Annotated in this window: 17 protein-coding genes; 7 read left to right on the top strand and 10 right to left on the bottom strand. The window is 60.5% G+C overall.

Annotated features, from left to right (window positions below; translation table 11 throughout):
* Window positions 1–87: 87 nt before the first annotated feature.
* The gene (locus MRBLMR1_RS18010) at window positions 88–1,476 is read left to right on the top strand and encodes an aminotransferase-like domain-containing protein (protein ID WP_500065450.1); all 1,389 of its coding nucleotides are present in this window, start codon (window positions 88–90) and stop codon (window positions 1,474–1,476) included.
* 3 nt (window positions 1,477–1,479) lie between these two features.
* On the opposite strand, the gene MRBLMR1_RS18005 is transcribed toward MRBLMR1_RS18010, so the two are convergent.
* Window positions 1,480–2,916 carry an MFS transporter gene (locus MRBLMR1_RS18005; RefSeq protein WP_148143894.1) on the bottom strand — a complete coding sequence of 479 codons (1,437 nt, stop codon included), beginning with the start codon at window positions 2,914–2,916 and terminating at the stop codon, window positions 1,480–1,482.
* A 98-nt stretch (window positions 2,917–3,014) separates the two neighbouring features.
* Between MRBLMR1_RS18005 and soxR the strand changes: the two genes are divergently transcribed.
* The 5 genes from soxR (at window position 3,015) to MRBLMR1_RS17980 (ending at window position 6,022) form a co-directional block, all read left to right on the top strand.
* Window positions 3,015–3,485 carry a redox-sensitive transcriptional activator SoxR gene (gene soxR / locus MRBLMR1_RS18000; RefSeq protein ID WP_148143895.1) on the top strand — a complete coding sequence of 157 codons (471 nt, stop codon included), beginning with the start codon at window positions 3,015–3,017 and terminating at the stop codon, window positions 3,483–3,485.
* Between the two features lie 170 nt (window positions 3,486–3,655).
* Window positions 3,656–4,291, top strand: coding sequence for an outer membrane protein (locus tag MRBLMR1_RS17995; RefSeq protein ID WP_148143896.1), 636 nt, complete (start codon window positions 3,656–3,658; stop codon window positions 4,289–4,291).
* Window positions 4,292–4,565: 274 nt separating this feature from the next.
* Window positions 4,566–5,135 carry a GNAT family N-acetyltransferase gene (locus MRBLMR1_RS17990; protein ID WP_148143897.1) on the top strand — a complete coding sequence of 190 codons (570 nt, stop codon included), beginning with the start codon at window positions 4,566–4,568 and terminating at the stop codon, window positions 5,133–5,135.
* Between the two features lie 30 nt (window positions 5,136–5,165).
* The gene (locus tag MRBLMR1_RS17985) at window positions 5,166–5,780 is read left to right on the top strand and encodes a hypothetical protein (RefSeq protein WP_148143898.1); all 615 of its coding nucleotides are present in this window, start codon (window positions 5,166–5,168) and stop codon (window positions 5,778–5,780) included.
* Window positions 5,781–5,860: 80 nt separating this feature from the next.
* Window positions 5,861–6,022, top strand: a complete 162-nt coding sequence (locus tag MRBLMR1_RS17980) for a YjiS-like domain-containing protein (RefSeq protein ID WP_148143899.1) — start codon at window positions 5,861–5,863, stop codon at window positions 6,020–6,022.
* A 43-nt stretch (window positions 6,023–6,065) separates the two neighbouring features.
* On the opposite strand, the gene MRBLMR1_RS17975 is transcribed toward MRBLMR1_RS17980, so the two are convergent.
* Together MRBLMR1_RS17975 and MRBLMR1_RS17970 are read right to left on the bottom strand one after the other, a co-directional pair.
* Window positions 6,066–6,983 (bottom strand): DMT family transporter, encoded by a 918-nt coding sequence (locus MRBLMR1_RS17975; RefSeq protein ID WP_148144092.1) that lies wholly within the window; start codon window positions 6,981–6,983, stop codon window positions 6,066–6,068.
* A 203-nt stretch (window positions 6,984–7,186) separates the two neighbouring features.
* Window positions 7,187–7,660, bottom strand: coding sequence for a VOC family protein (locus MRBLMR1_RS17970; RefSeq protein WP_148143900.1), 474 nt, complete (start codon window positions 7,658–7,660; stop codon window positions 7,187–7,189).
* Window positions 7,661–7,870: 210 nt separating this feature from the next.
* Here MRBLMR1_RS17970 and MRBLMR1_RS17965 point away from each other — a divergent pair, with 210 nt between their 5' ends.
* Window positions 7,871–8,188 (top strand): hypothetical protein, encoded by a 318-nt coding sequence (locus MRBLMR1_RS17965; RefSeq protein WP_500065445.1) that lies wholly within the window; start codon window positions 7,871–7,873, stop codon window positions 8,186–8,188.
* A gap of 21 nt (window positions 8,189–8,209) precedes the next feature.
* On the opposite strand, the gene MRBLMR1_RS17960 is transcribed toward MRBLMR1_RS17965, so the two are convergent.
* From MRBLMR1_RS17960 to MRBLMR1_RS17930, 7 genes are all read right to left on the bottom strand, one after another.
* Entirely contained in the window at window positions 8,210–8,563 is a 354-nt protein-coding gene (locus MRBLMR1_RS17960) for a hypothetical protein (RefSeq protein ID WP_148143902.1), read from the bottom strand.
* Window positions 8,564–8,642: 79 nt separating this feature from the next.
* The gene (locus MRBLMR1_RS17955; RefSeq protein ID WP_148143903.1) at window positions 8,643–9,182 is read right to left on the bottom strand and encodes a GNAT family N-acetyltransferase; all 540 of its coding nucleotides are present in this window, start codon (window positions 9,180–9,182) and stop codon (window positions 8,643–8,645) included.
* Window positions 9,183–9,232: 50 nt separating this feature from the next.
* Window positions 9,233–9,814: a DUF3885 domain-containing protein gene (locus MRBLMR1_RS17950; protein WP_148143904.1), complete on the bottom strand. Its 582-nt coding sequence runs from the start codon at window positions 9,812–9,814 to the stop codon at window positions 9,233–9,235.
* A 50-nt stretch (window positions 9,815–9,864) separates the two neighbouring features.
* Complete coding sequence (gene nudI / locus MRBLMR1_RS17945; RefSeq protein ID WP_148143905.1) at window positions 9,865–10,296, bottom strand: nucleoside triphosphatase NudI; 432 nt, start codon at window positions 10,294–10,296, stop codon at window positions 9,865–9,867.
* Between the two features lie 25 nt (window positions 10,297–10,321).
* Complete coding sequence (locus MRBLMR1_RS17940) at window positions 10,322–10,522, bottom strand: heavy-metal-associated domain-containing protein (RefSeq protein ID WP_183684993.1); 201 nt, start codon at window positions 10,520–10,522, stop codon at window positions 10,322–10,324.
* 54 nt (window positions 10,523–10,576) lie between these two features.
* Entirely contained in the window at window positions 10,577–10,993 is a 417-nt protein-coding gene (cueR, locus tag MRBLMR1_RS17935) for a Cu(I)-responsive transcriptional regulator (protein WP_148143907.1), read from the bottom strand.
* Window positions 10,990–13,506: a heavy metal translocating P-type ATPase gene (locus tag MRBLMR1_RS17930; RefSeq protein ID WP_148143908.1), complete on the bottom strand. Its 2,517-nt coding sequence runs from the start codon at window positions 13,504–13,506 to the stop codon at window positions 10,990–10,992. The genes cueR and MRBLMR1_RS17930 overlap by 4 nt, the downstream gene beginning before the upstream one ends.
* Between the last annotated feature and the right edge of the window lie 106 nt (window positions 13,507–13,612).

Here is a 13,612-nt window from a genome sequence, read left to right as displayed (position 1 = left end):
TTCAGCATGGCCACGCCAGAAACGGTCTGATACGATTTCGACAAACTGTTATGCTTCATAAAGCAGTACAGTCAGGAGGTTTGGAAAATGGATTTGTCGGCAACCTCGTCCAAGGCGGAGATGGTGATGGGCGTGATCCGGCAGCGGATCACCGGGCGGACATTGACGCCGGGGGCGAAGCTGCCTTCGGTGCGTTCGCTTTCGGCTACGCTTTCGGTTTCCACCTCGACGGTCGTCGATGCCTATGAGCGGCTGGTCGCGGAAGGCGCGATCGTCTCGCGGCCGGGATCGGGGTTTTACGTGGCCAACCAGGCGGCGCCCTTTTCACCGGCAGAGGCCGGGCCGAAACTCGACCGGGCGGTCGATCCGTTCTGGATCTCGCGGCAATCGCTGGAAAGCAGCGAAGACAGTTTGAAACCCGGCTGCGGCTGGCTGCCGCCGTCATGGCTTCCGGAAGAGGCGATGCGCAAGGCGCTCAGGACCTTGTCACGCGCGGAACCTTCATCACTTGCTGACTACGGCACGCCGCTCGGCCTTTATCCGCTGCGAAGGCTGATTTCGCGGCGGATGGGAGATCGCGGCATCGAGGCTTCGCCGGATGAGATCATGCTGACGGAATCCGGCACGCAGGCGATCGATCTTCTCTGCCGCTTCCTGATCGAGCCGGGCGATACCGTACTGGTCGACGATCCCTGCTATTTCAATTTCCATGCACTGCTGCGGGCGCATCGGGCAAAGATAATCGGCGTGCCCTATACGGCAAACGGGCCGGATCTTGCAGCCTTTGCCGCGACCGTCTCCGAGCATCGGCCGCGGCTCTACATCACCAATTCGGCGATCCACAATCCGACCGGGGCAGTGCTTTCGCCGGTCACGGCGCATCGGGTTTTGAAGATCGCCGAGGAGTTCGACCTGACGATCGTGGAGGACGATATCTTTGCCGATTTCGAGACGGTTGCGGCACCGAGGCTTGCGGCCTTCGACGGGCTGGAGCGGGTGATCCATATCGGCAGCTTTTCGAAAACGCTGTCGGCTGCGGCGCGCTGCGGTTTCATCGCGGCACGGCCGGACTGGATCGAAGGGCTGACGGACCTGAAGATCGCGACATCCTTTGCGGGCGGACGGATGACCGAGGAAGTGGTTCATGCCGCCCTTTCGGACGGCGGGTATCGCAAGCATCTCGATACGCTGAGGGCACGGCTTTCCAAGGCGATGGCGGAGGTGACCAAGAAGCTCGCGGCAATCGGCATCGAGCCGGTGCTGCATCCGCAATCCGGCATGTTTTTATGGTGCCGGCTCCCCGGTGAGACCGATGCCGCCGAGGTGGCGCGCGCCTGCCTGCAGAAGCAGATCGTGCTTGCGCCCGGCAATGCCTTCAGCCTGTCGCAATCGGCCAGAAACTGCATGCGTTTCAACGTCTCGCAGACGCTCGATCCGCGTATTTTCGAGACGCTGAAGGGCGCATTGAAGGCCTGACGATCAGGTTTTCTTGAGCTTCACGCCGAAGCCGAGAACGAAACTGACCAGCGCGCCCAGCGCGGCCGTACCATAAAGCCAGGCCGCAGTATCGCCGGCCGTTCCCGTTGCAAGGCTTGCCGTCAGGCCGGTTGCGGTGGCGATCGTGCCAGAAAGGGCGGCACCGACCGCGTATCCTGCCGTCGACATGGTGGGCAGAAGCGCGCTGGCGCGATCACGCTCCGCTCCTTCGGCAGCGCTCATCGCCGCTTCGTTGACATTGGCCCAGGCAAGGCCGAAACCGATGCCGATCAGAACCTGACCGAAGATCACCAGCGGCAGCCATTGCAGGCCGATGGCGATTGCCAGCGCGACAAAGCCGAACAGATGAAATAGCGGCCCGACCCACATGGTCGCATGCCGCCATGCGAAGGCCTCGTAACGGCTGGCGAACATGGCGACGACGCTCCAGACCAGCGCCATGGTGACGACGATATAACCGACAACCGCAGGGCCAAGGTGGAATACTTCGCTGACGAGAAGCGCCAGATAGGTGCTGCCCGCAGAATGCCCGGCCGACATCAGAAACAGCATCACGAAGGCGCGGCCGAGCACCGAGCCGGAGCGGAAGGTGCCGACCGGGAAGAGCGGCGAACCGAAACGGCCATCAAGGGTGACGACCGAGAGCAGCGCGAGTGCGCCGAAGACCAGAAGCGCGGCCTGCCAGATCGGCTCTCCACTGGTCGAAGACAGCGCGAAGATCAGCGCGGTGACGACGCAGAGCCCAACCGAGACCGGCGCAAAGCTTGCCGCCCTGCCCTCACCGGTCTTCGGCTCGGTCAGAAAAGTGAACAACACCAGCGTCAGGAGAAAAGGCGTGACCGCGAGGAAGGAGGAGCGCCAGGAGATCGTCTCGGTCATCAGCCCACCGATCAGCGGCCCGAGCAGTGCCGTTACCGCCCAGACGGTCGCTTCGACGGCAAAGACACGGGCGATCAGAGAGGATGAAAAATTCGCCGGAATAAGGCTGTAGCAGATCGCCACGATCAGGCCATCGGAGACGCCCTGCAGAAAACGCCCGAAGACGATCCAGCCGAAATCTGGGGCGACAAAGGCGTTCAACCCACCGAGGGCAAAGAAGAGAGACGAGAGGGCGAGAGCCCTGCGCACGCCGAGCAGGTCGCGGATGGAAGCCGCCGCCGTGCCGCCGGCGATCGAGCCGATGAAATAGAGGCTGTAGACCCAGCTGTACCATTCTCGCCCGCCGAGTTCGGCTGCCGCAAGCGGCATGGCGGCGACGATGGCAAACTGGTTGAAGGCATGCAGGCCGATGCCGCTCGATATCAGCGCCAGCATGCGGCCGCTTTCTCCGCGCAACAGGCTTGCATAGTCCGAGGCTTCGGACTCAGCCGTCACTCCATCCCCCATTGGGCCATCCGGCTCCCCGATCAATTCCGTCATCGCATTCGTACCTTTTCATGCGCGCCTGCTTCAACAGGCCTTTCCTCTTCAGGATCGGCACCGTAAAAGCTCAACCTTGGTTGAGGTCAACGGCAAAAATGACGAAATCGGAAAAGATCAAAGCGCTTCAGGGTTTTAGTGTGGGAGAAGTCGCGGAACGCTCCGGCGTGGCGATCTCGACACTGCATTTCTACGAGGCGGAAGGGCTGATCGAAAGCTGGCGCAATGGCGGCAATCACCGGCGCTACAGTCGCGATGTTCTTCGTCGTATCGCGGTCATCCGGGTGGCGCAAAGGGCTGGAGTGCCGCTCAAAGAGATTGCCGAAGCGCTGAAAACCCTGCCACAGAAGCGCACGCCGAATGCAAAGGACTGGGCGCGGCTTTCGGCGGGCTGGAGGGGCGAACTCGATGCCAGGATCGAAACGCTGACGCGACTGCGCGACGAGTTGAGCGGCTGTATCGGTTGCGGTTGCCTGTCGCTGAAAGCCTGCCCCTTGCGCAATCCCGGTGATGCACTGGCAGCCGGCGGGAGCGGCCCGCTTCTGTTTTCCAGCCCAAGCGAAATATGATTCGCGCTTACGATTTCGACCAATGTTCCAGCGCATAAATCAAAGGCAAAACGACCAAGCAATAATCACGCAATGATCGATTTTTCAGCGTGTGACATTTTTACTACTGCCTTTTTAGCAATCGCTCCTACATGCCATGTCAGAACGCAATGCTTATGGAGGGAAAATCCATGAAGGGTCTTTTCATTCTCGCCGCTTCCGTCGCCGCTTTCAGCGCATCGACCGCAGCCTATGCAGCAGACGCCGTTGAGCAGATCCCGACCGCGCCGGTCGCCGTTGAAATGGCGCCGTCGTTTACCTGGGAAGGCTTCTATCTTGGCGCTCATACCGGTTACGGCTGGGGTGATGGCGATCTCGAAGGCGTCGGCTCGGACAATTTCGACGGCTGGCGTCTCGGCGCGTTTACCGGCTATAATTGGCAGTTCTCCAACGGTTTCGTTGCCGGTATCGAAGGTGACGTGAACTACGACTGGAACAACGAAGACATCGGCGCCGGCTTCGATGCCGAGAGCGGCTTCTCCGGTTCCGTTCGCGGCCGTGTCGGTTACGCCTTCGACCGCACGCTGGTTTATGCGGCTGGCGGCTGGACTGCGACAAATGTCGAGGTCAACGGACCTGCCGGCTTCAACGACGACGACACCCTGCATGGCTGGACGATCGGCGCGGGCGTCGACCACGCCTTTACCGACAACATCTTCGGCCGGCTGGAATACCGTTACAACGATTACGGCAACGGCGATATCGGCGGGCTGGATGTCGATTTCAACCAGCATGTCTTCCAGGTCGGCGTGGGTGTAAAGTTCTAGGAATACCGCCTGTCAAGGCACGAGGAGAAGCCGTCCGCACGATTTGTGCGGGCGGCTTTTTTGTGCGCACCGGAGCCTATGCGGCGCTTCTATTACGGTGCTTGGTCAGACGGATATCGGCGCTGCCGATATCCTGTGCATTGCCCCAGCCAAGCGAGCGTTAGACGCCGGCCGCGCGGGGAAAGGTTGACTTGGCGGATGCGAGGCACGATAGCGACGACACGCCACAGATCGCAGGCCAGCCATCCGGAGCGTCAAAATTGCGGACAGCAAGATGCAACAGATAAGAACGGGACGAACGCTCATCACCCTCGTCCGCGCCGACGATGCGGATGATCTGTCCGCCTATTACCTGCGCAATGCCGAGCATCTCGGCCCTTGGGAACCGTTGCGCGAGGAGGGCTATCACTCGGCCGACGCATGGAAGGACCGGGCAAGGGATTGTGCCGCCGAGGCGCTCAAGGGTTTTGCCTATCGATATGTCGTGAGGCTGGAGACAGGCGGCAAGATTATCGCGGTGGCGAATTTCACCACCGTCATTCGGGGCGTATTTCTGGCCTGCCATCTCGGTTATTCGATCGACCGCGACATGCAGGGCCGGAACCTGATGTTCGAGGTGCTAGACAGGCTGATCTCGCATGTGTTCAACACCTATGGACTGCACCGGGTGATGGCGAATTACATTCCCGAGAATGAAAGAAGCGGCGCGCTGCTCAAGCGCCTCGGCTTCGAGGTGGAAGGGCTCGCCCGGGACTATCTCAAGATCAACGGAGCATGGCGCGACCATGTGCTGACGGCGCGGATCAATGACGCAGATGACCGAGCGGGTTCGCCTGAAGGATAGCTGAACCGGAAAAGCACAAGGGAGGGCACAGTGATCATCGTCATAGAGGGCATCAGCGCCGCGGGAAAAACCACCTGGTGCCGGGAGCATGCACAGTCCCATCTGATCCGCGAGAGTTATCCCGCCGATCGCAGGGAACAGCCCGAGACGGGACTGGCGACGGCACGTTACTGGACGAACTGGAATGCCAAGCGGTGGGGCGATGCGCTTGCCATGGAAGAGGCAACCGGCCATGCCATCTGCGACACCGACCCGCATAAGCTGCACTACAACTGGGGCATGTTTCAGCTCGGCGTTCTGCCGGAATCACAATGGCTGCTGCAACTCGAGACGAGCCGCGCGGCATTTGCCGAAAAGCGGCTCGGCTTCGCCGATGCCTATTTCGTCAAGGCCATCGATCCCGCCATCGCCCGGCAGCAGCGTGACGGCGACAGGTCAAAATCGCGGGACCGGTTCGATCTCAATGTACAGCTGCAGCCATCGCTTCTGCGCTGGTACACGCGGATGGGCGAAATACTGGCGGGTCGTGTGCGCTGGGGACTGCCGGAAACCGGACTTCCGCTTGGCTCCATCACCACCAACTCGCTCCGCTACGATATCGGCGCATTCGATGCATTTATCGCATCGCTGGATGGTGCCCTATAGTCGCATAACTGCCAACCGGCCGAATTGCTTCATGACACCGCTTGATAGCATCTTCATCCTGTTATCGGGAGCGTGAACACATGTCATGCCTCGCGAGAATGATCCGGCTCATTTGGTGGACATGGCCGGACCGCCATCGTCAGCGTTGCGCGCTGCGCCAGATGGAGGAAACACAGCTTCGGGATCTGGGGATCAGCCGATCCGAGGCCTTACGGGAAGGCAAAAAGCCGTTCTGGCAATAGCGACTGCCGAGATGTTCCGATCTCGCGCAACCGCTACCACCCCTCACCCGTGGCTGGAATTGTTCGGCACGACGGGCTCGACCTTTTTCACCTTGGCGCGGTGGAAGATGAACATGCCGGCGATGACGATGATGGCGGCACCGACAAGCGTCTGCGCATCGGGGAAATCGCCGAAGAAGGCCCAGCCGAAAACGATCGCCCATAAAAGCAGCGTATATTGCAGCGGTGCGAGAACCGAGGCCGGTGCAAGCTTGAGCGAGCGGGTGATCAGCAGATGCGCCGAGCAGGAAACGACGCCGAGCAACAGAAGTGCGAAAAGCTCTTGGCCGGTAAACGGGCTCCAGTTGCCGACGCTGAAGAAGATGCCTGCAACAAGGGCGCCGAGTGTCTGCCAGGTCACCAGCGTCACGTCGGGCGTCGAGCGCAGCACGCGCCCAAGCACAAGCGACAGGGCGAAGGAGAGGCTACCGACCAGGGCGAAGACCGATGGCCAGGAGAGCATCGCCTCCGACGGGCGAAGCGCGATGATGACGCCGATAAATCCGATCAGGACCGCCAGCCAGCGCCGCCAGCCGATCCGTTCTCCGAGGAAGAAATGCGAGATCGCCGCCACATAGATCGGTCCGGCCATGTAGAAGGTCATCACGTCGGCGAGCGGCAGATAGACCACGGCGGCGTAGAACAGGCCGGTATCGGCAGTTGCCATCACCACACGGGCAAACTGCAGGCCCGGTTTTTCGACCTTGAAAAGCGAGGTTGTCGAACTGCGGGCCAAAAGCGGCCCCAGAACCAGAAAGGCACCGAGCGAACGTAGCAGCAGGACCTGGCCGACGGAAAAACTGGCGACAAGCCATTTGCCCATGGCATCGTTCAGGGCGAACATCAGGTCGCCGAGCAACATCAGAAGAATGCCGGCCAGAATGGCGTTGCCGCCGACGGCATAAGCCGTTGTTGCTTTCATGATCTTTCGGCGCTCCGCGACGCCATTTTCGATGGCGACCGGGAACAAGCCGGGAAAAAGACCCCGAGCCATACCGGGATCGTCTCGATACCTGTTGGAATGGGCGCTCCATACTCCTCGGGCCAACCTGATTGCAAGGGATATTAAAGCAGGACGTCATATTGTCCTGCGGCAATCAGGGCCAGAGCCGACAGAGACCTGCCTCAACCCCGGCGCGCAGCATCGATTGCGGCAACGTCGATCTTTTTCATCGTCATCATCACGTCGAAAGCACGTTTGGCCTCTGCGCCGCCAACTTTAAGCGCCTCCATCAACGTGCGCGGCGTGATCTGCCAGGAAATGCCCCAGCGATCCCGGCACCAACCGCATTCGCTTTCCTCGCCGCCATTTCCGACGATGGCGTTCCAGTAGCGGTCGGTCTCTTCCTGGTTCTCGGTGGAAATCTGGAAGGAGAAGGATTCATTGTGCTTGAAGTGGGGGCCGCCATTTAAGCCCACACAGGCGACACCGGCGACGGTGAATTCGACGACCAGAACATCGCCCTCGACGCCATCCGGATAGTCACCGGGAGCGCGGATCACCGCGCCGACTTCGCTGTCGGGAAACGTCTCGGCGTAGAACCGCGCCGCGTCCTCGGCATCCTTGTTGTACCAAAGGCAGATTGTGTTCTTGTTCATGGCAGGCCTCCCGTTGCTGTTGCGTCCGGCTCTTCCTCTTCGGGCGGATCGCAGGTCCATCTCGCATTGAAGACGTAGGGCTGATCGCCGATCCGACAGCAGGTTTGATTTTTTCCGATAAAATAGTGATCGGCGATGTTGCGGCCGTTCGCTTGAAGGATTATCGCACGATCTATAGAATCGAGGGATATAATGAGATTTATCAATATCTTGACAACAATATCGCTGGTTGCTGCCTTAAGTGCCTGTGCGCCAACACGCGCTCAATATGATGCGCTGCAGACGACACTTGAAGGCAGCCCCAAGGTGCGTGCGCAGGTCATCGCCGATTGCACGACGAAACACTGGTCTTCGGAAAAAACCGAAAACCTGGCCAAGCTGATGAACGTGCGGGAAAAGCAGGCGAAATCGACATTCTGCAACAGGTTGCACGGCGGATTGGCGAGCGGCCGCATCACCTATGAAGATGTGAAGTCTGTCTGGAGCACGCCCACTCCCAACATGATAAGGGTGATGCAGGGGCGTTGATATCCACCTGCGGCCGCTTCTTCAGGCCGGAGATTTATCTGCACCGGGGTCCGCTTTTGCGCCGATAAAATAATGATCGACGATGTTCTGGCCGTTCTTCAGGATATGGGCGGCCAGTTCGGGATCGCCGCCCTGAAAGGTTTCGGGATCACCGCCGCAGAGGTGGACGAAGAGCTTCTGGTGGGCGACCGAGACGAAATATTCGTAGGCCGGCGGCGCGTCCGTCCATTCGGTCGATTTCAGTTCTTCGGCCGCCTGCGCTGTCGCATCCTCGATCGCCTTGTAAATCCTGGCCATCATGGCATGCCGGGCCTTCTCGTCGATCTCCATATATTGCCTCTCTACCGGGGTCAGGACGGGACAGCTATCGTTCATCGGATGGTTCTCCCTGCATGGATTTCGGTGGCGGGCTGTCTGGCACCGGAATGCGTCGGTTATGGGCCGACGACATCATTCAAGCCGCAAGCTTTTCCAGAAGGTCGTGCGCTGTGGGCCATTGATAGCGCACCAGTTCCACGCCCGGATTGCCCGCCCGTGTGACCTCCCGCCTTTCGATCACCAAACCGCCAAGCCGGTCATAGACGGCTGTCGCCGGGATATTTTTCGCGAAGGCGACAAGATGGACCGGCAGGTCTTTTCGCGAATTCTCGAAGCTGGAGAGTGCCTCGCGGAGAATCGTTTTCGCTACGCCCTTTCCCTGGAAAAACGGCGATACGTAGAGATTGTGCAGATAGGTGCCGAATTCGGTTTCCTCATTGAAGACGAAGCAGCAGAAACCCGCGATTTCCGCCCGGTTGCAGGCAATGATGACGAGGTGATCGGGAGATGGCAGCTCGGCGCATCGCGTTTGCCAAAGCTCCTGCTTTTCAGCCGGAAGAACCTCCTTCAGATAGGCTTGCGGCAGGATATGCGCGTAGACGCTCTGGCTCATCGACACGTGCAGGTCGATGATCATCTGAGCGTCGGACGGGACCGCCGGGCGGTAGGTGAGCATGATGGCGAGGCTCTTTGGGGATGAGTGGGAATAACGACGACGAGGTATTCTTAGAGGCCGGACGGATGGGAAGATAGCCACCCCTCATGTCGCTTCTCAAACTCGCGGACCTCTTCCACCGAAGTCAGAAAAAGATCGAACCCGCCATCGTAAGGTGCAAAGACCCTTCCTGTCTTGCCATCAAACCAGAGCGTTGGCCCGGTGCGATCTTCCGCAATGTCTCCCAGAAGATCGCCAAATGCGTCTTCGTGCCATCGGACGCGGGATGCCGAGCTTACCCATTGAAATTCGTCGCCATCTTCACGGTACCGGATTTCGCAATCGGAAACGCTGTTTGAGGGTTTAGAATCCTCTTCACGCCAAGACTGAACCAGCCAGCAATCGCAGCCCTCCTCGAGCGTTTCGTTTGCCAATACAGCCGCTCTTCGCCGGATCTCGTCCTGCTCTTGCCTGGTTTTGGCGTATCGGACGGAGCCGGGCAATGCGTGAAAACGAACCCATGGCTTTCCTGCAACGTCCCTCAGCATAAAGGCTATAGGGGGCGTGTTACCATGAAAACGTTCCCACTCGGCTTTGAACCTCAACATCTCTTGGATCCCGTGATTGTGGACGGCAGCGGGCAGACCGGCCAATCAGCTATTCATTCGCAAACAAAGTGCACATGGACCGGCCAAAACACATATCAATCCGACAGCAAACCCTTCGCCCTTAACGTCACCCGCGTCGCCGCGTTCAGGTCATAGGCTTCGAACTTGCCGGGCTGCACCCAGGCGTAGTCTTCGAACTCGTCATTGATGGTGATGTCGCGATTTTCTGCGCGGCAGTCGAAGATGAGATAGATCATGTAGATCTCCTCCGTCGATCCGTCCGGATAGGTCTTGGTCCTGACGTCATCGCGAAAAGTCCAGGGTGTGACTTCCGCAATCGTCAGTCCCTCCCCCAATTCCTCGCGGATCTCACGCCGCAGCGCCTCCTCGATCTTTTCTCCGGCTTCCATTCCACCGCCGGAAAGCGCCCATTGGCCCGGAAACACACCCCGGTCGGAGGGCATCTTGCAGAGCAGATAGGCGCCGTCATTTTCGATCAACGGACATACGATGATCCGTTGCCTCATGGTCCCGTCCCCAATTTCGAGCCGCTCAGGCGGCTGCGGTTTCCGGCGTGTAGCCAGCCTCGCGAATTGCTTCTTCGGCCTTTGCCCGGTCGCCCTCTACCGTGACCTTGTGGGACGGCAGGTCGATGGTGACGGCAGCGCCCGGCAGGGCTTCGGAAAGAGCAGCGCGGACAGTCTTTTCGCAATGGCCGCAGGTCATGTCGGCTACGGTGAATATGGCGGTCATCTGAAAAACTCCTTGGTAGCTGGTTTGGTTATGCGTGTTCGATATGGTGTTTGGCTATGCGACGCTTTCGCCCTTGGCAGGGCTCTCGCCCGCTAGATCATCGAGGATCGGGCAATCCGGCCGGTGGTCGCCGCCGCAGCAATGGGAAAGATGTTTCAGCGTCTTCACCATGCCTTGCATTTCGGCGATACGGCGTTCGAGGTCGTTGATATGGGTCGTGGCGACTTCCTTGACGCTGGCGCTCGTGCGGCTCTTGTCCTGCCAGAGCTTTAGAAGCGTCTCGGTCTCTTCCAGCGAAAAACCGAGCGAGCGCGCCCGCTTGATGAAGCGCAGCACATGCACCTCTTCGGCGCCATAGACCCGGTAATTGCTTTCCGTGCGCCCCTTCGGTGCGATCAGGCCGATCTGCTCGTAATAACGGATCATCTTGGCCGAGACGCCGGATGCGCTCGATGCTTCACCGATATTCATGCGGCATCCTCCGCCCTGAAGGTTTTCAGCCGCAGCGCATTGCCGAGCACGAAAACACTAGACAGCGCCATGGCGCCGGCACCGATCATCGGCGACAATGTCAAGCCGAAGGCCGGATAGAGCGCGCCTGCGGCAACAGGGATGAGCGCCACATTGTAGCCGAAGGCCCAGAACAGGTTCTGGCGGATGTTTTTCATCGTCGCGCGGCTGACGGCGATTGCCGAGACGACGCCGGTAAGTTCACCGCCGACCAGAACGACATCGGCGCTTTCGATCGCCACATCCGTGCCGGTGCCGATGGCAATGCCGATATCGGCCTCGGCCAGTGCGGGTGCGTCATTGATGCCGTCGCCGACAAAGGCGAGTTTTCGCCCGTCGGCCCGCAGCGCATGCACCGCCTCGACCTTGCCCTCGGGCAGCACCTCGGCGACCACCCTGCCGATTCCGACCTGCCGGGCGATGGCTTCCGCCGTGCGTCGGTTGTCGCCGGTGACCATGACGACCTCGATGCCCATTGCCTTCAGGGCGCGGATGGCGTCGACGCTCGACGGCTTCAGCGGGTCGGCGACGGCGATGATGGCGGCGAGCTTTGCATCGACGGCGGCATAAAGCGGGGTCTTGCCCTCGTCGCCAAGACGTTTCGCAGCATCGGCAAAGATTTCAACCGAAGCGCCGAGTTTTTGCATGTAGCGGTCGGCGCCGACTGCGACCTCGCGGCCGCCGACCTTGGCGCGGATGCCGTAGGAGGTGACGGACGAAAATTCTTCGGCGCTTGCAGCTTCAAGCCCCCTCGTCTTTGCGGCCTTGACGATGGCATCGGCAATCGGGTGTTCGGAGCGGGCCTCGACGGCGGCGACCAGCGCCAGAACCTCGGCTTCATCGAAACCTTCGGCGACGATGAAATCGGTGAGTTCCGGCCGGCCCCTGGTGATGGTGCCGGTCTTGTCGACGACGACGGCCGATACATCCTGCAGACCCTGCAGCGCATCGCCCTTGCGAAAGAGAACGCCAAGCTCGGCGGCCCGGCCGCCGCCAACGACGATCGAGACCGGCACGGCAAGCCCCATGGCGCAGGGGCAGGCAATGATGAGCACGGCGACCGCCGCAATCAGCGCATGGGTGATCTTCGGCTCCGGCCCGAGGATGTACCAGAGGGCGAAGGTGATGAGGGCAAGAACGAGAACGGCCGGTACGAACCAGGCGGTCACCCGGTCGACCAGCGCCTGGATCGGCAGTTTTGCACCTTGCGCCTGTTCCACCATGCGGATGATGCCGGCGAGCATCGTGTCGCGACCGACCTTTTCGGCGGTGAAGCGCAATGTACCCGTCGTGTTGACCGTGCCGCCGATGACGGTGGCGCCCACGGATTTCGACACCGGGATCGGCTCGCCGGAAATCATCGATTCATCGATATTGGACTGGCCGTCGAGCACCGTGCCATCGACGGGGATACGTTCGCCCGGTCGGATGACGACGATATCGCCCGGAACGACTTCTGCCGTGGGCATATCGATCTCGTGGCCGTCGCGTTCGACGCGAGCGGTTTTAGCCTGCAGACCTGCGAGCTTTTCGATCGCGGCACCGGTGCGGCCGGTGGCGCGGGCCTCCATCAGACGGCCGAACAGGATCAGCGTGACGATGACGGTTGCGGCTTCGTAATAGACGTAGCGGGCAGTTTCGGGCAGCAGACCGGGTGCGAATGTGGTGACCAGCGAATAGCCGTAAGCGGCGGCCACGCCGACCGCGACCAACGAATTCATTTCCGGGTGACCCCGGAAAAGCGCAGGCAGGCCTTTTTTGAAGAAGCGCAGGCCGGGCCAGAAGATCACCGCAGTGGCCAGCACGAAGTACAGATAATGGAGATTCCGGGTGTCGACGGCGCCCATCAGCCAGTGGTGGAACGGCGCGTAGGCATGGCCGGTCATTTCCAGGATGAACAGCGGCAGGGTGAAGATGAAGGCGATCGCCAGATCGCGCTTCAGGGCCGTCTCTTCGCCGTGGTGGGTGTGGGGGTGATCGTGGGAGACTGAGTGGGATGCATGATGATGAGCATGCTCGCTGGTGTCGGCGCTGCCCCTCATCCGGCTACCGCCACCTTCTCCCCGTTCTGACGGGGAGAAGGGATATGCCGCGCCCTTTTCGCCCATCGCAACCTTTTGTGAGCCACGTCCCCTCTCCCCGCCTGCGGGGAGAGGGTTAGGGTGAGGGGCAACCTCAGGCACATCAGCATCCACCAGCCATCCCGCCTCGCGCAGCGCATGTTCCATCGCGCCGGCGGGCACCTCATATCCGAGCTTGTGGATCGCCTTTTCCAGCGCCTGCGGATCGAACCCCTCGCCGGTCTCGACGGTGAGTTTCTTCGTCGCGAAATTGACCGCGCTCGTCTTCACGCCCGGCAGCTTGGCAGCGCCGGTTTCGACGCGGCGCACGCAGGAGGCGCAGGTCATGCCTTCGACGGGAATGGTCAGCGGCTCGAGGGGGCCGGAAGTGTGGTGTCCAACGTGCTGGTTCATGAGATGCGATCCTTTCGCATCCGCATGTAAGGCTTCCCATCATGGGAAGGTCAAGGACAGGACGAAATAATTCTGCCGCGACAAAAACGCATGGGCAGGATCGCGC

This window comes from Neorhizobium sp. LMR1-1-1.1 (genome assembly GCF_040675795.1).
Classification (GTDB): Bacteria; Pseudomonadota; Alphaproteobacteria; order Rhizobiales; family Rhizobiaceae; genus Neorhizobium; species Neorhizobium cellulosilyticum.
Note: the sequence above shows the minus strand (reverse complement) of the source record. Positions and strands in the feature narration are given on the sequence as shown.

Coding starts and splice junctions, on each gene's coding strand:
- nudI (WP_148143905.1), bottom strand. CDS start 10,296: ATGAGGCAACGGATCATCGTATGTCCGTTGATCGAAAATGACGGCGCC.
- MRBLMR1_RS17980 (WP_148143899.1), top strand. CDS start 5,861: ATGTCATGCCTCGCGAGAATGATCCGGCTCATTTGGTGGACATGGCCG.
- MRBLMR1_RS17930 (WP_148143908.1), bottom strand. CDS start 13,506: ATGAACCAGCACGTTGGACACCACACTTCCGGCCCCCTCGAGCCGCTG.
- MRBLMR1_RS17995 (WP_148143896.1), top strand. CDS start 3,656: ATGAAGGGTCTTTTCATTCTCGCCGCTTCCGTCGCCGCTTTCAGCGCA.
- MRBLMR1_RS17940 (WP_183684993.1), bottom strand. CDS start 10,522: ATGACCGCCATATTCACCGTAGCCGACATGACCTGCGGCCATTGCGAA.
- cueR (WP_148143907.1), bottom strand. CDS start 10,993: ATGAATATCGGTGAAGCATCGAGCGCATCCGGCGTCTCGGCCAAGATG.
- MRBLMR1_RS18010 (WP_500065450.1), top strand. CDS start 88: ATGGATTTGTCGGCAACCTCGTCCAAGGCGGAGATGGTGATGGGCGTG.
- MRBLMR1_RS17990 (WP_148143897.1), top strand. CDS start 4,566: ATGCAACAGATAAGAACGGGACGAACGCTCATCACCCTCGTCCGCGCC.
- MRBLMR1_RS17970 (WP_148143900.1), bottom strand. CDS start 7,660: ATGAACAAGAACACAATCTGCCTTTGGTACAACAAGGATGCCGAGGAC.
- MRBLMR1_RS17975 (WP_148144092.1), bottom strand. CDS start 6,983: ATGAAAGCAACAACGGCTTATGCCGTCGGCGGCAACGCCATTCTGGCC.
- MRBLMR1_RS17960 (WP_148143902.1), bottom strand. CDS start 8,563: ATGAACGATAGCTGTCCCGTCCTGACCCCGGTAGAGAGGCAATATATG.
- soxR (WP_148143895.1), top strand. CDS start 3,015: ATGACGAAATCGGAAAAGATCAAAGCGCTTCAGGGTTTTAGTGTGGGA.
- MRBLMR1_RS17955 (WP_148143903.1), bottom strand. CDS start 9,182: ATGCTCACCTACCGCCCGGCGGTCCCGTCCGACGCTCAGATGATCATC.
- MRBLMR1_RS18005 (WP_148143894.1), bottom strand. CDS start 2,916: ATGACGGAATTGATCGGGGAGCCGGATGGCCCAATGGGGGATGGAGTG.